Consider the following 18,946-nt stretch of genomic DNA (forward strand, 5'->3'; position numbering starts at 1 on the left):
GCTGCCGCACCGTTGCTGCGGCGCGCCATTACCGCGGCGCCCGATCGCTCGGCGGCGCGCTATGCGTACTTGTCGCCGACCGTGCTGCGGACCGGATACGTGTCGTAGACGATGATCATGCGTTCGATGCGCGCGTCTTCGGCGAATTCGAATACGTCGACGCACTCGAACCGCACCGCGGAGCCGTCCTTCAGCCCCCAGTCGTAGACGAAATAGCCGGTCGCCCGACGTGCGCCGGTCGTGCTGACGCAGATGTCGATCGGCGTGATCCGGCTTTGCCCCGATGCGGCCACGACCTTGTCGAAGAAAGGCTGTGGCGACATCCAGCCGAGGAACGGCGAGAATATTTGCGCATCCGGCGTGAACAACGCGCAGATCGCGGCGGCGTCGCCGCGTTCGAGCGTTTTCAGGTAGGTATCGACCTGCCGCGTGTATAGTGCGTCGGACGACGAGATCATGGTATTTCTCCGCTGATTGTTGACGAGCCATCCGCGATCGCGGTCGGGCTCAATCACGATAGCGATGCAGCGATGGCCGAACAAACGAAAAATCCGCAATCCGGGTATGCCGGACGCGCATATCCGCTCGCGGATCTCACCCGCGCGCTGCCGCCGCTGACGGCGTTCCAGGCCTTTGTCGCCGCCGCCGAGCTCGGCAGTTTCAACCGCGCGGCCGAGCATCTGTGCCGGACGCAGGGCGCGGTGAGCCGGCAGGTGCAGCAGCTCGAAGCGCATTACCGGTGCGCATTGTTCGTGCGTCATCCGTCGGGGCTCACGTTGACCGCCGAAGGCGCCGCGTTGCTGACGGTCGCCGTCGACGTGCTCGCACAGTTGGCGCGACACGCGCATGCGCATGCGCACGCCGCGTCGACCCTTACGTTGCGCCTGCCCTCCACGTTCGCGATCCGCTGGCTGCTGCCGCGGCTGGCGGCGCTCAATCACGCGTTGCCGCGCACCGAGCTGCGCATTCATACGTCGGCGGACGACACGCCGGATTTCACCGACGCCGGTTTCGATGCGATCGTCGTGCGCGGCAGCGGAAACTGGCCCGGCATGGCGGCGGTGCCGCTGTTCGACGAATGCCTGACGCCGATGTGTACGCGCGAGGCCGGCGCGTCGGTGAAGTCCGTCGCCGATCTCGCGCGCGCGACGCTGCTGCATCCTGCAAGCAACCGCGACGAATGGCGCTGCTGGCTGAACGCAGTCGGCGCGACGCAGGTCGACCCGGCCGCCGGCCTCGTGTTCGATACGCTGGAACTGACGCTGACGGCCGCGGCACAGGGGCACGGCGTCGCGATCGGCGATCCGCGCATGGCGGCGGACCGGCTGGCCGCGGGAACATTGGTTGCGCCGTTTCCGGATGTAGTGCGCAACGGTCTCGGCTACTACCTCGTCTATCCGGCGCAGCGCGCCGCGCAACCGGCGATTCAGGCGCTCGCGGACGTGCTGACGCGGCTCGCGCGCGACGATTGAAGGCGCGGCAACCGCGCGCCCGGCGATCTGCTAAACCGGAATCGACTGCCCCCGCACCTTGATCCCGAGCCGCACGATGCCGATTACCGCGTTCGACAGCCAAGTGAGCACGCGCGGCATCCCGCGCCGCCGGATATCGAGCAGCAGCACGATCCGCACTTCATCGCTGTCGTTCCACACCTCGTGCACGAACGTGTCGTCCCACAGCAGGAAGCGGCCTTCTTCGAGCCGGTATTCGTGGCCGTCGACCTTGAGCACGGCAGCCGGCGTACCGTCTGCGTGTTTCGGCATCGACAGCACCAGATAGCCGCGCAGGATGCCGCGGAACGGCCCGCGATGCGGCGGGATGTGCTTGCCCGGCGCCAGGAACGACAGCGACGCCGACAGCACGTCCGGCGACGCCGCGACGATCGCCTCGACGGTCGGGCAGCGCGACAGGTTGCGCGGAAACGGCTGGCCGTAAGCCTGCATGATGAACATCCGCCAGTCGCGCGCGTCGTTGGCCGAGATGTCGTGCTGCTCGCGCATGATCTCGTGAAAGCGCGGGATGCGCGGCAGGTCGCGCGCGACGGCGAGCGCTTCCGCGCGGATGGCCGGCCACGCGCGCACGAAACGTTCGGCGTCGGGAAATGCGGCCGTGTCGAGCACCGCGCCGCTGTCGATATGGCGGTCGTACAGCGTGCGAAGCAGGCCGGCTGCATAGTCGTAAACGACGGACATGGTCGATTCGGCGATCCACAAGGTGTCGTCAGTCTGCCCCACGCGCGGTGGGGCCTGCGTTACGTCAGGTTACGCCGGCTGACGAAAGAATGACAGTTCGATGAAATTCGGCGCATGCGGCTCGCGACTGCGGGAATAAACGTCCATCGGGCGTCGTCATACGGGATGCAGCACGTCGTCTCGTTGACTTCCGAAGGAGTTGAGCATGAACACGCATTGGCTGGTGGCCGCCACGGTGGCGGCAATTTCCGTCGCGAGTGTCGCGGCGCCCGCGTCGGCACAGGCACTGACGCGCGCGCAGGTCAGGCAGCAATTGATCGACGCTGAAAACGACGGGTCGCGCTTCGTGACCGACACGTCGTATCCCGAGGCGAGCCCGCTGTTTCAGCGGCAAGCCGAGCAGATGCCGCAACGGCAGGCGGAGACCGCGGTCGGCAGCGCGCCGGCCACGACGTCCGAAGCGGGCAGACCCGCGATGTCGCCGTCGGTTCCGCGCGCGGCCGCGTGCGTGGGCCCCGAGAGCTTCTGCACGCCGTACTTCGGAAGCTGAGCTGGCCGCGCACTTTGCCGCGGCTGTATCTTCAACCCGTTGGATCGGTAAAGAAAACCTGCAGGAGCTGATGATGAGAACTTATATCGCACTACTGATGGTGGTCGGCGCGTTCGCCGGTCAATCGTCGTTCGCGCAATCGAATGCGCCGCTGACGCGCGCGCAGGTTCGGGAAGAGTTGATCCACCTGGAGGCGGCCGGATACGATCCGTCGAAGGGCGACGACGGTGAATATCCGGCGGACATTCAGGCGGCGCAGGCGCGCGTTGCCGCGGAGGAGCACGCGCGAATGACGGCGTCTGCCGCTGGCGCGGGCGCGCCGGGCGAGATCGGAAACTAGACGCCGATGTGCCCGTACGGACCTTCCGGCCGCAGACCATCCGGTCGCGCAAGCGGCGCCCGCGGCGCGCATGCTGTAACGCGCGCCCGCGGACATCGCCGCGTCGTGCGGCGGCGTGCCGAGCGTGGCGTCATGCCGCTGCACACGCCCTTCGCGCCGCCCGCTGGGGGGGCGAAGGGCGCGGCCATCAACGCCGTTCGTCGGCGATATAGCTGCGGATCACGTCCGCGAGCGACGTATCGCCCTTCAACCCGAGCGCTTCCGCACGCGTCGTGTCCCAGCGGCCCGGCCAGCTGCCGACGATCTTCTCGACGCGTTCGTCCGGCGCATGGCGGATCAGCTTCACGGCGTCGTTGCCCGCGACTTCGCGCAGCGCTTCTATCATTTCATCGACCGACACCGACAGCCCCGGCAGGTTGATCACGCGCTTGTTGCCGAGCTGCTCGCCGTCGAGCTCGCAACCGGCGACGAGCGCTTCGATCGCGCCGCGCGGCGACAGCAGCCACAGCCGCGTCGAGCCCGGCACCGGGCACACGCTTTCCTCGCCGTTCAGCGGCTCGCGGATGATGCCGCTCGCGAACGACGATGCCGCCGCATTCGGGCGGCCCGGCCGCACGCTGATGGTCGGCAGCCGCAGCACGCGGCCGTCGACGAAGCCGCGCCGCGCGTAATCGCACAGCAGCAGCTCGGCGATCGCCTTCTGCGCGCCGTACGACGATTGCGGGTTCAACGCGGTGTCGTCCTGCACGACGTCGGGCAGCGCGCCGCCGTACACGGCCACCGAGCTCGTGAACACGACGCGAGGCCTGTGGCCGCGCGCGCGGCACACTTCGAGCAGCGTGCGCGATGCGTCGAGATTGATCCGCATGCCGAGGTCGAAATCCGCTTCGGCCTGTCCGCTGACGATCGCCGCGAGGTGGAAGATCGCGCCGGTCTGCGTGTCGATCGCGCTTTCGAGCACCGCGCGATCGGCGATGTCGCCGACGATCGACGTCACGCGCGCGTCGCCGAAGTCGCTGCCCTGCACGACGTCGAGCAGCACCAGCTCGTCGATCTTGCCGGTCAGGCCGTCGGGGCCGGTCAGTTCGCCGCGCTCGAGCAGCTTGCGCGCGAGACGCTGGCCGAGAAAGCCGGCGCCGCCGGTGATCAGTACTTTCATGTTCGTTGCCCTCGTTGAAATGCTTGGATCACAGGTACGGCTTCAGCCAGCCGAGTCCTTCCGACGTGCCGGCCTTCGGGCGATATTCGCAGCCGATCCAGCCGTCGTAGCCGAGCGCGTCGATCAGCGCGAACAGATACGGGTAGTTCAGTTCGCCGACATCCGGCTCGTGACGCTCGGGCACGCCAGCGATCTGGATGTGGCCGATGCCCGCGAAATCGCGCTTGAGCTTCATCGCGAGATCGCCCTCGACGATCTGGCAGTGATAGCAGTCGAACTGCACCTTCAGGTTCGGCGCACCGACCTCCGCGCAGATGTCGTGCGCATCGTCCTGGCGGCTCAGGAAATAGCCGGGCATGTCGCGCTGGTTGATCGGTTCGATCAGGACGGTGATGCCGTGTGCGGCGGCGGCCTGCGCCGCGTGCCGCAGGTTCGCGACGTAGGTGTCGCGATGGCGCGCGCGGTCGGCGCCCGGCGCGACCATCCCGGCCATCACGTGCAGTTTCTTGTTGCCGAGCACGCGCGCATAGTCGAGTGCCTGGTCGATGCCGTGGCGGAATTCGTCCTCGCGGCCCGGCAGCGACGCAATCCCGCGTTCGCCGGCGGCCCAGTCGCCGGGCGGCGCGTTGAACAGCGCCTGCTCGAGGTTGTGTGCGTCGAGGCGCGCGCGAATGTCCTCGGCGGCGAAGTCGTACGGGAACAGGTATTCGACGGCCTTGAAGCCGTCATGCGAGGCGGCGGCGAAGCGTTCGAGGAACGCGTGCTCGGTGTACATCATCGAGAGATTGGCGGCGAAGCGCGGCATGGCAGCAGGTCCTGTGGATGAATGGGGCGGGGCGCACGGCGCCCCGCGTCGAATGATGGCGCGTCCGGCAGCGGCTCGTCGGTTCAGCGGTTCACGAGTTTTGCGGGCGTGAGCCACACGGCGATCGCGCCGATCACGAGCATGCCGGCCAGCACGTACATGCCGGACGACGTACTGTGCGTGACGTCCTTCAGATAGCCGATCACGTACGGGCTCGCGAACCCGGCGAGGTTGCCGACCGAGTTGATGATCGCGATCCCGGCCGCGGCCGCGGAGCCGGCGAGGAACGCCGTCGGCAGCGACCAGAACAGCGGTGCGCAGGTCAGCACGCCGCCCGCCGCGAGCGACAGGAACACGATCGACACCGCCGTATTGTGCGAGTACGACGCGGCGACCGCAAACCCGACCGCGCCCATCAGCGCCGGCACGATCAAGTGCCAGCGGCGTTCGCGGCGCTTGTCCGCGCTGTGGCCGAACACGTTCATCACGACGATCGCGACGACGAACGGAATCGCCGACAGCAGCCCGATCTGCAGCGTGTCGGTGATGCCGGTCGATTTGACGAGCGTCGGCATCCAGAACGTGAGCCCGTACTGGCCGGTGACGAACGCGAAATAGATCAGCGACATCCACCACATGCGCGGGTCGGCGAACACGGCCTTCAGCGAGTGACCGTGCTTCTGCTGCTCTTGCGGCTGCGCGGCGATTTCGTCCTCGAGCAATTGCTTCTCGCGCTCGTCGAGCCACTTCGCGCCGCGGATGCTGTTGTCGAGATACAGGATCGTCGCGATGCCGACGAGCACGGCCGGCACGGCCTCGATCATGAACATCCATTGCCAGCCGTGAAAGCCCGAGCCGCCGTGAAAGCGTTCCATGATCCAGCCCGACAACGGGTTGCCGAAAATGCCCGATACCGGAATCGCCGACATGAACACCGCGATGATCTTCGCGCGGCGATGCGACGGGAACCAGTACGTGAGGTACAGGATCACGCCCGGATAGAAGCCGGCTTCCGCGAGACCGAGCAGGAAGCGCAGCACGTAGAACTGCGTCGGCGTCTTCACGAACGCGAACAGCGCGGACAGCAGCCCCCACGTGATCATGATCCGCGCGATCCAGATGCGCGCGCCGATGCGGTGCATCAGCAGGTTGCTCGGCAGCTCGAACAGGAAGTAGCCGAGGAAGAAGATGCCGGCGCCGAGGCCGAACACGGTTTCGCTGAATGCGAGATCCTGTGACATCTGCAGCTTCGCGAAGCCGACGTTCACGCGGTCGAGATACGCGACCACGTAGCAGAGCATCAGGAACGGCACGATCCGCCAGAACACTTTCTTGTACGTGCGGTCGAGTTCGCCCGAGTGGGCGGCCGCGGCGGGCGAGCGGCTTGCGGCCGCGTCGAGAGCAGTCATCGTCGTCTCCAGTAATGTTATGTGCCGGCGGTGTGTGCGCCGCCGGATCATGCGTGTGCTGACGGAAGGGCCCGCGCACACGGCGGGCTTCTGAATCGGTTTGCAGTCCTGCATGAAGCGCGACGCACGATTCGTTCGGCGCGCGTGGCGTTACCAGCGCGCGCCGAACGTCTGGCGCAGTTCGTCGAGCGCGGCGTCGGAAAGCGGCTCGGGTTTCGGGTTCGTCATCAGCCACAGCCGTGCCGTTTCCTCCAGCTCCTCGAGCGCATACGACGCATGCGACACCGACGGCCCCCACATCACCGGGCCCAGACGGTCGAGCAGCACGCCGCGCACCTGGTCGGCGAGCGCCGCGACTTCGGCCGCGACGGCCGGGTCGCCCGGGCGGCGATAACGGATCAGCGGGATGTGGCCGACCTTCATCACGTAGTACGGCGTGATCGGCGGCAGCACGTCGGTGTCGCGCCACACGCCCGCGAGCGTCAGCGCGACGAGGTGCGTCGAGTGCGTGTGGACGATGCCGTTGGCCTGCGGGTTGCGCGCGTAGATGCCGCGATGCAGCGCGAGCGTCTTCGACGGCTTGCCGCCGGACACCGGCTGGCCGTCGAGACCGACCTTCGCGATGTCGTTCGGATCCAGGCGGCCGAGGCACGCGTCGGTCGGCGTGATCAGCCAGCCTTCGGCGACACGCGCGCTGATGTTGCCCGCGCTGCCGACCGCATGGCCGCGTGCATACAGGCTCGCGCCGACGACGCAGATTTCCTCGCGCAGTTTCGCTTCGCTGCTCATCATGCGGCTCCGTCGAGCGCACGCAGCGCCTTGTCGAAAAAGTCCACCGTGCCGAAGTTGCCGGATTTCAGCGCGAGGCCGAGCGGCGGCGCGTCGATGGTGGCGGTGGCCGGCACGCCGGGGTCGATCTGCGCGCCGATCTGCAGCGACTTCACGTCGAGCGCCTGCACGACCGCGCCTGACGTCTCGCCACCCGCGAGGACGAACTTGCGCACGCCGAGCCCGCGCAGCCCGCGCGCGATCGCCGCGAGCGTGCTTTCGACGAGATGGCCGGCCGCTTCGACGCCGAGCGCCCGCTGAACACCCTTCACTTCGTCGGGCGTCGCGGTTGCATAGATCAGCACGGGTTGCGGCAGATGCGCACGCGCAAAGGCGAGCGCTTCGTCGACGACGGGTTCGCCGCGCGCTGCCGCGAGCGGATCGATCCGGAAGCTCGGGCGGCTTTCGCGCCACGCGGCGACCTGTGCGTTGGTCGCCTTCGATGCGCTGCCGGCGAGCACCGCCGACAACCCGTCGATGCGCGGCAGCGATGCCGCGTTGTCGCGCTGCGGCAGCAGCCCCGCGCGGCGGAAATTCTCCGGCAGGCCGAGCGCGATGCCGGAGCCGCCGGTGACGAGCGGCAGGTTCGTGCACGCTTCGCCGAGCACATGAAGATCGTCGTCCGACAGCGCATCGGCGATCGCGAAGCGCACGCCATCCGCACGCAGCGCGTCGATGCGCGCGCGCACCGCGGCCGCGCCCTGCGCGATCGTGTCGTAGCGAATCAGGCCGACCGGCGACTTCGTCTGTCGCTGCAGCACGCGCGCGAGGTTCGCGTCCTTCATCGGCGTGAGCGGATGATTCTCCATCCCCGATTCGTTCAGCAGCACGTCGCCGACGAACAGGTGGCCGCGGAAGATCGTGCGGCCGTTTTCGGGGAACGCCGGGCATGCGATCGTGAAGTCGCCGCCGGCCGCGTCGAGCAGCGCGTCGCCGACAGGCCCGATGTTGCCTGCGTCGGTCGAGTCGAACGTCGAGCAGTACTTGAAGAAAAACTGCCGGCAGCCCTGCGCGCGCAGCCATGCGTATGCGGCGAGCGATTGCGCGACGGCATCGGCCGCGGGAATCGTGCGCGACTTCAGCGCGACGACGATCGCGTCGGCATCGATCGCAGTGTCGGCCGCGGCGCCGTCGGCGGGCACGCCGATCGTCTGCACGGTGCGCATGCCGCTCCTGACGAGCATGTTCGCGAGATCGGTCGCGCCGGTGAAATCGTCGGCGATGCAGCCGAGCAGGGGACGGAAAGCGGAAACGGTCATGGCGGGAACGTCGTTCGAATCAGCGGGCGGGCGGCAGCGTGATGCCGGGGAAGGTCTTGATCACGGCGGAATCGTCCTCGCCGCCGTGGCCGGCGCTCGATGCGCTCATGAACATCTGATGCGCGGTGGCCGACAGCGGCAGCGGAAACTTGCTGCGGCGCGCGGTGTCGAGCACGAGGCCGAGATCCTTCACGAAGATGTCGACGGCCGACAACGGCGTGTAGTCGCCGTTCAGGATGTGCGGCACGCGGTTCTCGAACATCCACGAATTGCCCGCGCTGTGCGTGATCACGTCGTACAGCGCGTCGGCATCGACGCCTTCGCGCAGCCCGAGCGCCATCGCTTCGGCCGCCGCCGCGATGTGCACGCCGGCCAGCAACTGGTTGATGATCTTCACTTTCGAGCCGATGCCGTGTGCGTCGCCGAGGCGGTAGACCTTGCCGGCGATCGCGGCGAGCACGTCGTCGCACGCCGCATACGCGGCGGCGGGGCCCGACGTCATCATCGTCATCTCGCCCGACGCCGCGCGCGCGGCGCCGCCGGACACCGGCGCGTCGAGCATCTGCAGGCCCGCGGCTTCGATACGCGCGCCGAGCGCGACCGCGAAATCGGGCGCGACGGTCGCACTCGCGATCACGACGCCACCGGGCTTCATTGCCGCGACTGCGCCGTGCTCGCCGAACAGCACCGTTTCGGTCTGCGCGGCATTGACGACGAGCGTGACGACGACGTCGCATTGCGCGCCGAGTTCGGCCGGCGTGGCGCACGCCACGCCGCCTTCGGCCGCGAACGCCTGCAATACGGTGTCGCGCACGTCGCACGCGTGCACGCGGAACCCCGCGCGCAGCAGCGAGCGCGCGACGCCGAGGCCCATCGCGCCCAGGCCGATGACTCCAACATTTCGTGACATGGTCAACCTTGATCGGTTCGGGAGAGGTTCGGGACAACGGCGGCGCTCGCGCGCCGCCCGCTTCAGCAGATGCCGGCTTCCGCGAGACGGCGGGCGGCGTTGTACATGTGCGTGCGCGCCGCGTTGCGCGCCGCCATCGGGTCGCGCGCGCGGATCGCGTCGGCGATCGCCGCATGCTCGTCGCGCACCTGCCGCGAGAAATCCTCGCGCGTCGCTTCGTTGCGCCGCGTGACCTTCACGCCGGCCTCGAGGTACTGGTTCAGGAACTGCAGCGTCTTCAGGAAATACGGATTGCCGGTGACGGCCGCGATCGTGCGGTGGAACGCGACGTCTTCTGCGACGCCGTCGCGGCCTTCGGCCACTGCGTCGTCGATCTTGCGCAGCGCGTCGTCGATGTCGGCCATGTCGTCGGCGGTGTGGTGCAGCGCGGCTTCGGCCGCGACTTCGGCCTCGATCGCGCGGCGTACCGCGAGCAGGTGCGGCAGCGAGCTCGCCTCGACGGCTTCCGCGTAGTCGATCCGCAGCGGCCGGATCGCGCCGTGCTGGTTCACGAACACGCCGCTGCCCTGACGCGGCTCGACCACGCCTTCGTTCTTCAGCCGCGAGATCGCCTCGCGGATCACGGTGCGGCTCACGCCGAATTCCTGCGCGAGGACGGCTTCGGTCGGCAGCTTGCCGGTGGCCGAGAAGCTGCCGACTTCGATCTGCTTGAGCAGTTGCTGCGCAACGTGATCGCTCATCGCGCGGGCGGGAATTTTCTCGAACATGGCGCTCTGGTTTGTAAGGTGATGTGGTCATCATACAAATTTGAGCGTATGTCGGCATCCGGAATAACCCTCGTCGAACCGGTCGCAACGTCGGTCAATTGATTGAAACCGGTTCCAATCCGCGTTCGATCGGCGGCGATCGTGACGGGGGCGGCGGGGGAAGAGGGCGGGCGCGCCGGCATCGGCGCGCGCGCTCGTCAGTCGGCGATGTCTTCGACGGCGTCGGCGTCGGTCGCGGCCGGCACGTCGGCTTCCGCGACTTCCGCGCCGCGCTCGCGATACGTCGCGGGCGGCACGCCGAACTGCTTGCGGAACTCGCGGCCGAGGTGCGACGCGTCGGCGAACCCGCAGCTCGACGCGATATCGGCGACGGTGCGGTCCGAACTCGTCAGCAGCCACGCGGCCGTGCGCAACCGCACCTGCTTCGCGAACGCCTGCGGGCTCTTGCCGGTCTCGGCCTTGAACAGCCGCTCGAGCTGGCGCGTCGACATGTCGAGCTTGCACGCGAGTTCTTCGAGCGGCAGCGCGCGCCCGACATGCTGTTCCATCAGAAGAATCGCGCGCTTGACCTTCGGGTGCGTGGCCGGCTCGAGGCCCGGCGGATGCGGCTGCGGCGCGTTGCCTTTCTGCATCTCGCCGACGAGCAGGATCCGCAGCGCCTTCTGCACGGTCGCGTGGTCGAAGTGGCGCAGCAGGATCGCGGCGGCGACGTCGATCGATGCGCGCCCGCCCGAGCACGTGATCCGGCGCCGGTCGATCACGAACAGGCGGTCGGCGATCAGCATGTCGGGGTCGGCGTTCGGGAAGCGTTCGATGAAATCCCAGTAGTGGAACCAGCTCACGCACGCGCGGTAGCCGTCGAGAACGTTCGCGCGCATCAGCGCGAACACGCCCGTGCAGATCCCGACGACCGTCGCGCCGCCCGCCGCCGAGCGGCGGATGAACTCGAGCGTTTCGGGGCCCGCTTGCGGTCCCGAATGCAACAGCCCGCCGACCACGACCACGTAATCGAACGGTTCGGCGCTGTCGAAGGTTTCCCACGGCGTGATCTGGATCCCGCAGCTCGCGCGCACCGGCGCGAGCGTTTCGCCGATCACGCTCCATGCGCAGCGCACCGGCTTGCTGTAGTCGCCGTCGTCGGCCGACAGACGCAGCATGTCGACGAAACCCGAGAACGCCGTGAGCGTGAAGTTCGGCAGCAGCACGATGCCGAAGCGGATGCGCTGCGGCGGCGGTTCGGCGAGGGGGGAAGCGGGTACGTCGGGTGTCATCGCGGTCAATCTCGTCACGCCGGGAAGGCGGGTCTCACTCGTTTCATTCACTCTGCGGGCACGGCTGGCTGCCGACTTGTGGTTTTGCGTCGTCAATCATCGTCAAAACGCATTTTCCGGCCGTCGTTCGCCGGGCTTGGCGGCGGTATCCCACGCCGATGCCGTTTTTGTTCTATCGGCCAATTTTACGCTTTGATGTACTGACGCCAACGACATTTCACGTACGCCTACCCCAGAGGAAGCCAGATGAACGTCAGCGCGTTCGACCTGTTCAAGATCGGCATCGGCCCGTCCAGCTCGCACACGGTCGGCCCGATGATCGCCGCCTGCCGTTTCGCGTCGCACATCGAGGACGCGAACCTGCTCGGCTTCGTGCGCCGCGTGCGGGTCGAACTATACGGCTCCCTCGGTGCAACGGGCAAGGGCCACGGCACCGACAAGGCCGTGCTGCTCGGTCTCGAAGGCCATCTGCCCGACACGATCGATCCGGACCTGATCGAGCCGCGGCTCGCCGCGATCCGCGCGGAGAAGTCGCTGTCGCTGCTCGGCAAGCAGACGATCCGCTTCGACGAAAAGGAGAACATCGGCTTCTACCGCAAGCTGATGAGCGGCACGAGCATCGTGCACCCGAACGGGATGCGCTTCCAGGCGTTCGACGAGCACGGCCAGCTGCTCGTCGAGAAGGAGTATTACTCGGTCGGCGGCGGCTTCGTCGTCAACCGCGACGGCGATCGCGTGAACGGCGTGCGCGCGGCCGCCGACGTGCCGTATCCGTTCCGCACCGGCGACGACCTGATGCGCCAGTGCCGCGAACACGGGCTGTCGATCGCCGAAGTGATGCTGCGCAACGAATGCGCGCTGCGTCCCGAAGACGAGGTGCGCGCCGGGTTGCTGGCGATCTGGCGCACGATGGCCGCATGCGTCGAGCGCGGCTGCAAGGTCGAGGGCGACCTGCCGGGCCCGATGCGCGTGAAGCGCCGCGCGGCCGAACTGAACGGGCGCCTGCGTGCGCGTTCGGAGGAGTCGCTGCGCGACCCGCTGTCGATGCTCGACTGGGTCAACCTGTATGCGATGGCCGTCAACGAAGAGAACGCGGCGGGCGGCCGGGTCGTCACCGCGCCGACGAATGGCGCGGCCGGCGTGATTCCCGCGGTGCTGCACTACTACGTGAAATTCGTGCCGGGCTCGAACGAAGCCGGCATCGTCGAATTCCTGCTGACGGCCGCCGCGATCGGGATCATCTACAAGGAAACCGCGTCGATCTCCGGCGCGGAAGTCGGTTGCCAGGGCGAAGTGGGCGTCGCGTGCTCGATGGCCGCGGCCGCGCTCGCCGCGGTGATGGGCGGCACGCCGGACCAGGTCGAGAACGCGGCCGAGATCGGCATGGAGCACAACCTCGGAATGACCTGCGACCCGGTCGGCGGGCTCGTGCAGATTCCGTGCATCGAACGCAACGCGATGGGCGCGATCAAGGCGCTGAACGCGTCGCGGATGGCGCTCAAGGGTAACGGCCAGCACTACGTGTCGCTCGACTCGGTCATCAAGACGATGCGCGAGACGGGTGCCGACATGAAGACGAAATACAAGGAAACGTCGCGCGGCGGTCTCGCCGTGAACGTCATCGAATGCTAACGAAGGATCACTAACATGAGCCGCTACTCGATATTCAGCCTGTTCCGCAACGGCCTCTCGTATCACGAGAACTGGGAAAAGCAGTGGAAGAGCCCGGAACCGAAGAAGGAATACGACGTCGTGATCGTCGGCGGCGGCGGCCACGGCCTCGCGACTGCCTACTATCTCGCGAAGGAGCACGGGATCACGAACGTCGCGATCCTCGAGAAGGGCTGGATCGGCGGCGGCAACACCGCGCGCAACACGACGATCGTGCGCTCGAATTACCTGTGGGACGAATCGGCCGCGCTGTACGAGAAGGCGATGAAGCTGTGGGAAGGGCTGTCGCAGGATCTCAACTACAACGTGATGTTCAGCCAGCGCGGCGTGATGAACCTCGCGCACACGCTGCAGGACGTGCGTGACACCGAGCGCCGCGTGAACGCGAACCGGCTGAACGGCGTCGACGCCGAATTCCTGACGCCCGCGCAGATCAAGGAAATCGAGCCGACGATCAACCTGAACAGCCGCTACCCGGTGCTCGGCGCGTCGATCCAGCGCCGTGCGGGCGTCGCGCGTCACGACGCGGTGGCCTGGGGCTTCGCGCGCGGCGCGGACCGCGCCGGCGTCGACATCATCCAGAACTGCCAGGTGACGGGCATTCGCCGCGAAGGCGGCGCGGTGGTCGGCGTAGACACGGTGAAGGGCTTCATCAAGGCGAAGAAGGTCGCAGTGGTGGCCGCCGGGAACACGACGACGCTCGCCGACATGGCCGGCATCCGCCTGCCGATCGAAAGCCACCCGCTGCAGGCGCTGGTGTCGGAGCCGATCAAGCCGGTCGTGAACTCGGTGATCATGTCGAACGCGGTGCACGCGTACATCAGCCAGTCCGACAAGGGCGACCTCGTGATCGGCGCGGGTATCGACCAGTACACGGGCTTCGGCCAGCGCGGCAGCTTCCACATCATCGAAAGCACGCTGCAGGCGATCATCGAGATGTTCCCGGTGTTCTCGCGCGTGCGGATGAACCGCCAGTGGGGCGGCATCGTCGACGTGTCGCCGGACGCGTGCCCCATCATCACCAAGACCGACGTGAAGGGCCTGTATTTCAACTGCGGCTGGGGTACCGGCGGCTTCAAGGCGACGCCCGGCTCGGGCTGGGTGTTCGCGCACACGATCGCCCGCGACGAGCCGCATCCGCTGAACGCGCCATTCGCGCTCGACCGCTTCTACACCGGCCACCTGATCGACGAGCACGGCGCAGCCGCCGTCGCGCACTAACCCCGCACTGAAGGAGAAGGAAACATGTTGCTGATCGAATGTCCGTGGTGCGGGCCGCGCGCCGAATCCGAGTTCACGTGCGGCGGCGAAGCCGACATCGTGCGCCCGGTGGCGAACGAGACCATGACCGACCGCGAATGGGGCGAATACGTGTTCATGCGCGAGAACAAGCGCGGACTGCACAAGGAACAATGGTTGCACACGCAGGGCTGCCGCCGCTGGTTCAAGGTGACGCGCGACACGGTCACTTACGATATCAAGGGCTACGAAAAGTTCGGCGGGGCTGCCAACGGCGCAGCTGCCGGCAACGCACACGAAGAGGGCACGAGCAAATGAGCCAGAAAGACCGCCTCGGCACCGGTGGCCGCATCAACCGCGCGATTCCGTTGACGTTCACGTTCAACGGCCGCACGTATCAGGGCTTCCAGGGCGACACGCTCGCGTCCGCGCTGCTCGCCAATGGCGTGCACTTCGTCGCGCGCAGCTTCAAGTACCACCGTCCGCGCGGGATCGTGACGGCCGACGTCGCGGAACCGAACGCCGTCGTGCAGCTCGAGACCGGCCCGTACACGGTGCCGAACGCGCGCGCGACCGAAATCGAGCTGTACCAGGGCCTCGTCGCGACGAGCGTGAACGCGGAGCCGTCGCTCGAGAACGACAAGTACGCGATCAATCAGAAGCTGTCGCGTTTCATGCCGGCCGGCTTCTACTACAAGACCTTCATGTGGCCGCGCAACATGTGGCCGAAGTATGAAGAGAAGATCCGCGAGGCTGCCGGCCTCGGCAAGGCGCCGGAAGTGCTCGACGCCGATCGCTACGACAAATGCTACGCGCACTGCGACGTGCTCGTGGTCGGCGGCGGCCCGTCGGGCCTCGCCGCCGCGCACGCGGCAGCGGTTGCCGGCGCGCGCGTGATCCTCGTCGACGACCAGCGCGAGCTCGGCGGCAGTCTGCTGTCGTGCCGTGCCGAAATCGACGCGAAGCCGGCGCTGCAGTGGGTCGAGAAGATCGAGGCCGAACTGCGCAAGCTGCCCGACGTGACGATCCTGTCGCGCAGCACCGCATTCGGCTACCAGGACCACAATCTCGTGACGATCACGCAGCGGCTGACCGATCACCAGCCGGTGTCGATGCGCAAGGGCACGCGCGAGCTGCTGTGGAAGGTCCGCGCGAAGCGCGTGATCCTCGCGACGGGCGCGCACGAGCGTCCGATCGTGTTCGGCAACAACGACCTGCCGGGCGTGATGCTCGCGGGTGCGGTGTCCACCTACATTCATCGCTACGGCGTGCTGCCGGGCCGCAACGCGGTCGTGTTCACGAACAACGACCGTGCGTACCAGGCCGCGCTCGACCTGAAGGCGTGCGGCGCGAAGGTGACGGTCGTCGATTCGCGCGCGTCGTCGAACGGCGCGCTGCCCGCCGCCGCGAAGCGGCAGGGCGTGACGGTGATGAGCGGTGCGGTCGTGACGGCCGCTTCGGGCAAGTGGCGCGTATCGTCGGTCGACGTCGCGTCCTACTCGAACGGCCAGACGGGCGGCAAGCTGCAGTCGCTGCCGTGCGACCTCGTCGCGATGTCGGGCGGCTTCAGCCCGGTGTTGCACCTGTTCGCGCAGTCGGGCGGCAAGGCGTGCTGGAACGACGAGAAGGCGTGCTTCCTGCCGGGCAAGCCCGTGCAGGCCGAGGCAAGTGTCGGCGCGGCCGCGGGCGAATTCGGTCTCGCCCGTGCGCTACGGCTCGCGGTCGATGCGGGCGCCGAAGCGGCGAAGGCGGCCGGCTTCACGGCCGCGCAGCGCCCTGTCGCACCGCAGGTCGCCGAAACGGTCGAAGGCGCGTTGCAGCCGTTGTGGCTCGTCGGCAGCCGCGAGGCTGCCGCACGCGGTCCGAAGCAGTTCGTCGACTTCCAGAACGACGTGGCCGCCGCGGACATCCTGCTGGCCGCGCGCGAAGGCTTCGAGTCGGTCGAGCACGTGAAGCGCTATACCGCGATGGGCTTCGGCACCGACCAGGGCAAGCTCGGCAACATCAACGGGATGGCGATCCTCGCGCAGGCGCTCGGCAAGACGATTCCGGAAACGGGCACGACGACGTTCCGCCCGAACTACACGCCCGTGTCGTTCGGTACGTTCGCCGGCCGCGAGACGGGCGACTTCCTCGATCCGATCCGCAAGACGGCCGTGCACGAGTGGCACGTCGAGCACGGCGCGATGTTCGAGGACGTCGGCAACTGGAAGCGACCGTGGTATTTCCCGAAGAACGGCGAGGATCTCCATGCGGCCGTGAAGCGCGAGTGCCTCGCCGTGCGCAACGGCGTCGGCATCCTCGATGCGTCGACGCTCGGCAAGATCGACATCCAGGGCCCGGATGCGGTGAAGCTGCTGAACTGGATGTACACGAACCCGTGGAACAAGCTCGAAGTCGGCAAGTGCCGCTACGGGCTGATGCTCGACGAAAACGGGATGGTGTTCGACGACGGCGTGACGGTGCGCCTCGCCGACCAGCATTTCATGATGACGACGACGACCGGCGGCGCGGCGCGCGTGCTCACGTGGCTCGAGCGCTGGCTGCAGACCGAATGGCCGGACATGAAGGTGCGGCTCGCGTCCGTCACCGATCACTGGGCGACGTTCGCTGTGGTCGGCCCGAAGAGCCGCAAGGTCGTGCAGAAGGTGTGCCAGGACATCGACTTCGGCAACGACGCATTCCCGTTCATGAGCTACCGGAACGGCACCGTCGCGGGCGCGAAGGCGCGCGTGATGCGGATCAGCTTCTCGGGCGAGCTCGCGTATGAAGTGAACGTGCCGGCCAACGCGGGCCGTGCGGTGTGGGAAGCGCTGATGGCGGCCGGTGCCGAATTCGACATCACGCCGTACGGCACGGAAACGATGCACGTGCTGCGTGCGGAGAAGGGCTACATCATCGTCGGCCAGGACACGGACGGCTCGATCACGCCGTACGACCTCGGGATGGGCGGGCTCGTCGCGAAGTCGAAGGACTTCCTCGGCAAGCGGTCGCTGTCGCGCTCGGATACCGCGAAGGAGGGCCGCAAGCAGTTCGTCGGCCTGCTGACCGAAGACGAGCAGTTCGTGCTGCCGGAAGGCGCGCAGATCATCGCGAAGGACACGCAGGTGTCGGCGGTCGATCCGACGCCGATGATCGGCCACGTGACGTCGAGTTATTACAGCCCGATCCTGAAGCGCTCGATCGCGCTCGCGGTGGTGAAGGGCGGCCTGAACAAGATGGGCGAGAGCGTCGTGATTCCGCTGGCCAACGGCAAGCGCATCACCGCGAAAATCTCGAGCCCGGTTTTCTACGATACCGAAGGGGTGCGCCAGCATGTGGAATGAAACGAGAAACCAGACGCCGGTGGCGGGCACGGGCGTGACGCTCGAATCGCCGTTCGTCGGCGCGGCCGACGTGCTGAAGCCGCACCAGGCGCGCGCGTCGAAGAAGTTCCTGCTGCGCGAGCGGCCGTTCCTCGATCTCGTGAACGTGCGCGGCGAGCTGAGCGACCCGGCATTCGTCGGCGCGTTCGAGCGCGTGGTCGGCTGCCGGCCGCCGTCGGCCCCGAATACGGTCGCGCGCGGCGCCGAGTACGACGTGCTGTGGCTCGGCCCCGACGAATGGCTCGTGCGATCCAACGGGCCCGTTCAGGCGGGTGTGCTTGAAGCGAAGCTGGCGGAGGCCGTGCAGGGCCTGTACGCGGCGGCGGTCGACGTCGGCAGCGGCTACACGGTCGTCGAAGTCACCGGCGAACGCGTGCGCGACGTGATCGCGCGCGGCTGCCCGCTCGATCTGCATCCGCGCGTGTTCAAGCCGGGCCAGTGCGCGCAGTCGCACTACTTCAAGTCGCCGATCACGCTGATCCCGACCGGCGACGATACGTTCGAGATCGTCGTGCGTCGCAGCTTCGCCGACTATTTCGTGCGGATCATGCTCGACGCCGCGGCGCCGCTCGTGTCATGAAGCCGTTCGACGAACCGTTCGTGGCGATCGACGCGCCGCGCCTGCGCGGGCGTGGCTGGAGCGTGTTCGTCGACGAATTGAAGGTGCCTGCGCGGATCGGCATCCATGCGCACGAGCACGAGGCGCCGCAGCCGGTCGTGATCGATGCGCGGCTCGGCTATCGGTGCGAGCCGAGCGAGCAGGGCGAATGGATCGACTACGACGGGTACTGCGCGCGCGTCGCGTCGTTCCTGTCGCACAAGCCGCACACGCGGCTGCTGGAGACGCTCGTCGCGGATGTCGCGGTGATGTCGTTCCGCGAATGGCCGGCGCTGGAGTCGCTGACGCTGTCGATGTACAAGCCGAAGATCCGGCCGGGGACGAAGCGCGTCGGCGTGTCGCTGGACTGGACGCGCGGGGACTACCTGCGGTGGACGGGGGCGGCCGGGCAGCTTTGATCATCGGGGCTGGATCAACGCACGAGGAAGATGATCCGGTGATCTCACGGGACGGCGGCGCGAATGCGCCGCCGTACGCGTTTATAGTTCCTGAAATATGCGAACAACCCGCGGTCCGGGGCAAGCCGTCGATTTATTCCTGAAATATCGGAACAATGCGCCGC

Annotated in this window: 19 protein-coding genes; 9 read left to right on the forward strand and 10 right to left on the reverse strand. The window is 67.5% G+C overall.

The annotated features are described in order from the left end of the window. Nucleotides 1–59 precede the first annotated feature (59 nt). Complete coding sequence (locus BSE24067_RS00080) at nt 60–458, reverse strand: nuclear transport factor 2 family protein (protein WP_151063052.1); 399 nt, start codon at nt 456–458, stop codon at nt 60–62. A gap of 72 nt (nt 459–530) precedes the next feature. Between BSE24067_RS00080 and BSE24067_RS00085 the strand changes: the two genes are divergently transcribed. After that, nucleotides 531–1,472: a LysR substrate-binding domain-containing protein gene (locus BSE24067_RS00085; RefSeq protein WP_151063050.1), complete on the forward strand. Its 942-nt coding sequence runs from the start codon at nt 531–533 to the stop codon at nt 1,470–1,472. 30 nt (nt 1,473–1,502) lie between these two features. On the opposite strand, the gene BSE24067_RS00090 is transcribed toward BSE24067_RS00085, so the two are convergent. Next, nucleotides 1,503–2,192, reverse strand: coding sequence for an aspartyl/asparaginyl beta-hydroxylase domain-containing protein (locus BSE24067_RS00090; RefSeq protein ID WP_151063049.1), 690 nt, complete (start codon nt 2,190–2,192; stop codon nt 1,503–1,505). Between the two features lie 205 nt (nt 2,193–2,397). On the opposite strand from BSE24067_RS00090, the gene BSE24067_RS00095 reads away from it, so the two are divergent. Further along, complete coding sequence (locus tag BSE24067_RS00095; protein ID WP_151063048.1) at nt 2,398–2,742, forward strand: DUF4148 domain-containing protein; 345 nt, start codon at nt 2,398–2,400, stop codon at nt 2,740–2,742. A 73-nt stretch (nt 2,743–2,815) separates the two neighbouring features. Then, nucleotides 2,816–3,082, forward strand: a complete 267-nt coding sequence (locus tag BSE24067_RS00100; protein ID WP_151063047.1) for a DUF4148 domain-containing protein — start codon at nt 2,816–2,818, stop codon at nt 3,080–3,082. 187 nt (nt 3,083–3,269) lie between these two features. Here BSE24067_RS00100 and denD read toward each other — a convergent pair whose 3' ends face one another. From denD to BSE24067_RS00140, 8 genes are all read right to left on the reverse strand, one after another. Continuing rightward, entirely contained in the window at nt 3,270–4,241 is a 972-nt protein-coding gene (denD, locus tag BSE24067_RS00105) for a D-erythronate dehydrogenase (RefSeq protein ID WP_151063046.1), read from the reverse strand. Between the two features lie 28 nt (nt 4,242–4,269). After that, the gene (gene otnI / locus BSE24067_RS00110) at nt 4,270–5,046 is read right to left on the reverse strand and encodes a 2-oxo-tetronate isomerase (protein ID WP_151063045.1); all 777 of its coding nucleotides are present in this window, start codon (nt 5,044–5,046) and stop codon (nt 4,270–4,272) included. Between the two features lie 83 nt (nt 5,047–5,129). Then, a complete protein-coding gene (locus BSE24067_RS00115; RefSeq protein ID WP_151063044.1) occupies nt 5,130–6,455 on the reverse strand; it encodes an MFS transporter in 1,326 nt (441 codons plus the stop codon). 150 nt (nt 6,456–6,605) lie between these two features. Next, on the reverse strand, nt 6,606–7,244 hold the full coding sequence (gene otnC, locus BSE24067_RS00120) for a 3-oxo-tetronate 4-phosphate decarboxylase (RefSeq protein ID WP_151063130.1): 639 nt from the start codon (nt 7,242–7,244) through the stop codon (nt 6,606–6,608). Beyond that, nucleotides 7,244–8,542: a 3-oxo-tetronate kinase gene (gene otnK, locus BSE24067_RS00125; protein ID WP_151063043.1), complete on the reverse strand. Its 1,299-nt coding sequence runs from the start codon at nt 8,540–8,542 to the stop codon at nt 7,244–7,246. The genes otnC and otnK overlap by 1 nt, the downstream gene beginning before the upstream one ends. A gap of 19 nt (nt 8,543–8,561) precedes the next feature. Then, on the reverse strand, nt 8,562–9,452 hold the full coding sequence (gene ltnD / locus BSE24067_RS00130) for an L-threonate dehydrogenase (protein ID WP_151063042.1): 891 nt from the start codon (nt 9,450–9,452) through the stop codon (nt 8,562–8,564). Between the two features lie 62 nt (nt 9,453–9,514). After that, nucleotides 9,515–10,219: a FadR/GntR family transcriptional regulator gene (locus BSE24067_RS00135; RefSeq protein WP_151063041.1), complete on the reverse strand. Its 705-nt coding sequence runs from the start codon at nt 10,217–10,219 to the stop codon at nt 9,515–9,517. Nucleotides 10,220–10,416: 197 nt separating this feature from the next. Beyond that, nucleotides 10,417–11,490, reverse strand: a complete 1,074-nt coding sequence (locus tag BSE24067_RS00140) for a GlxA family transcriptional regulator (RefSeq protein ID WP_151063040.1) — start codon at nt 11,488–11,490, stop codon at nt 10,417–10,419. 246 nt (nt 11,491–11,736) lie between these two features. Here BSE24067_RS00140 and BSE24067_RS00145 point away from each other — a divergent pair, with 246 nt between their 5' ends. Genes BSE24067_RS00145 through BSE24067_RS00170 form a run of 6 tightly spaced genes read left to right on the forward strand, consistent with a single transcriptional unit; the run spans nt 11,737 to nt 18,782 of the window. After that, nucleotides 11,737–13,122, forward strand: coding sequence for an L-serine ammonia-lyase (locus BSE24067_RS00145; protein ID WP_151063039.1), 1,386 nt, complete (start codon nt 11,737–11,739; stop codon nt 13,120–13,122). A gap of 15 nt (nt 13,123–13,137) precedes the next feature. Further along, on the forward strand, nt 13,138–14,382 hold the full coding sequence (locus BSE24067_RS00150) for a sarcosine oxidase subunit beta family protein (protein ID WP_034204196.1): 1,245 nt from the start codon (nt 13,138–13,140) through the stop codon (nt 14,380–14,382). Between the two features lie 24 nt (nt 14,383–14,406). After that, nucleotides 14,407–14,718: a sarcosine oxidase subunit delta gene (locus BSE24067_RS00155; RefSeq protein ID WP_034204197.1), complete on the forward strand. Its 312-nt coding sequence runs from the start codon at nt 14,407–14,409 to the stop codon at nt 14,716–14,718. Next, nucleotides 14,715–17,726 carry a sarcosine oxidase subunit alpha family protein gene (locus BSE24067_RS00160; RefSeq protein WP_151063038.1) on the forward strand — a complete coding sequence of 1,004 codons (3,012 nt, stop codon included), beginning with the start codon at nt 14,715–14,717 and terminating at the stop codon, nt 17,724–17,726. Before BSE24067_RS00155 ends, BSE24067_RS00160 begins: the two co-directional genes overlap by 4 nt. Then, a complete protein-coding gene (locus BSE24067_RS00165; RefSeq protein WP_151063037.1) occupies nt 17,716–18,345 on the forward strand; it encodes a sarcosine oxidase subunit gamma in 630 nt (209 codons plus the stop codon). The genes BSE24067_RS00160 and BSE24067_RS00165 overlap by 11 nt, the downstream gene beginning before the upstream one ends. Continuing rightward, nucleotides 18,342–18,782, forward strand: a complete 441-nt coding sequence (locus BSE24067_RS00170) for a dihydroneopterin aldolase (RefSeq protein WP_151063036.1) — start codon at nt 18,342–18,344, stop codon at nt 18,780–18,782. Before BSE24067_RS00165 ends, BSE24067_RS00170 begins: the two co-directional genes overlap by 4 nt. The last annotated feature ends 164 nt before the right edge of the window (nt 18,783–18,946 follow it).

This window comes from Burkholderia latens (assembly GCF_902499045.1).
Classification (GTDB): Bacteria; Pseudomonadota; Gammaproteobacteria; order Burkholderiales; family Burkholderiaceae; genus Burkholderia; species Burkholderia latens.

Bases quoted from the DNA above. Each gene is read 5' to 3' on its own strand.
- BSE24067_RS00115 (WP_151063044.1), bottom strand. From the start codon at position 6,455: ATGACTGCTCTCGACGCGGCCGCAAGCCGCTCGCCCGCCGCGGCCGCC.
- ltnD (WP_151063042.1), bottom strand. From the start codon at position 9,452: ATGTCACGAAATGTTGGAGTCATCGGCCTGGGCGCGATGGGCCTCGGC.
- BSE24067_RS00170 (WP_151063036.1), top strand. From the start codon at position 18,342: ATGAAGCCGTTCGACGAACCGTTCGTGGCGATCGACGCGCCGCGCCTG.
- otnC (WP_151063130.1), bottom strand. From the start codon at position 7,244: ATGAGCAGCGAAGCGAAACTGCGCGAGGAAATCTGCGTCGTCGGCGCG.
- BSE24067_RS00095 (WP_151063048.1), top strand. From the start codon at position 2,398: ATGAACACGCATTGGCTGGTGGCCGCCACGGTGGCGGCAATTTCCGTC.
- BSE24067_RS00160 (WP_151063038.1), top strand. From the start codon at position 14,715: ATGAGCCAGAAAGACCGCCTCGGCACCGGTGGCCGCATCAACCGCGCG.
- denD (WP_151063046.1), bottom strand. From the start codon at position 4,241: ATGAAAGTACTGATCACCGGCGGCGCCGGCTTTCTCGGCCAGCGTCTC.
- BSE24067_RS00155 (WP_034204197.1), top strand. From the start codon at position 14,407: ATGTTGCTGATCGAATGTCCGTGGTGCGGGCCGCGCGCCGAATCCGAG.
- BSE24067_RS00080 (WP_151063052.1), bottom strand. From the start codon at position 458: ATGATCTCGTCGTCCGACGCACTATACACGCGGCAGGTCGATACCTAC.
- BSE24067_RS00085 (WP_151063050.1), top strand. From the start codon at position 531: ATGGCCGAACAAACGAAAAATCCGCAATCCGGGTATGCCGGACGCGCA.
- otnK (WP_151063043.1), bottom strand. From the start codon at position 8,542: ATGACCGTTTCCGCTTTCCGTCCCCTGCTCGGCTGCATCGCCGACGAT.
- BSE24067_RS00150 (WP_034204196.1), top strand. From the start codon at position 13,138: ATGAGCCGCTACTCGATATTCAGCCTGTTCCGCAACGGCCTCTCGTAT.
- BSE24067_RS00165 (WP_151063037.1), top strand. From the start codon at position 17,716: ATGTGGAATGAAACGAGAAACCAGACGCCGGTGGCGGGCACGGGCGTG.
- otnI (WP_151063045.1), bottom strand. From the start codon at position 5,046: ATGCCGCGCTTCGCCGCCAATCTCTCGATGATGTACACCGAGCACGCG.
- BSE24067_RS00140 (WP_151063040.1), bottom strand. From the start codon at position 11,490: ATGACACCCGACGTACCCGCTTCCCCCCTCGCCGAACCGCCGCCGCAG.
- BSE24067_RS00100 (WP_151063047.1), top strand. From the start codon at position 2,816: ATGAGAACTTATATCGCACTACTGATGGTGGTCGGCGCGTTCGCCGGT.
- BSE24067_RS00145 (WP_151063039.1), top strand. From the start codon at position 11,737: ATGAACGTCAGCGCGTTCGACCTGTTCAAGATCGGCATCGGCCCGTCC.
- BSE24067_RS00135 (WP_151063041.1), bottom strand. From the start codon at position 10,219: ATGTTCGAGAAAATTCCCGCCCGCGCGATGAGCGATCACGTTGCGCAG.
- BSE24067_RS00090 (WP_151063049.1), bottom strand. From the start codon at position 2,192: ATGTCCGTCGTTTACGACTATGCAGCCGGCCTGCTTCGCACGCTGTAC.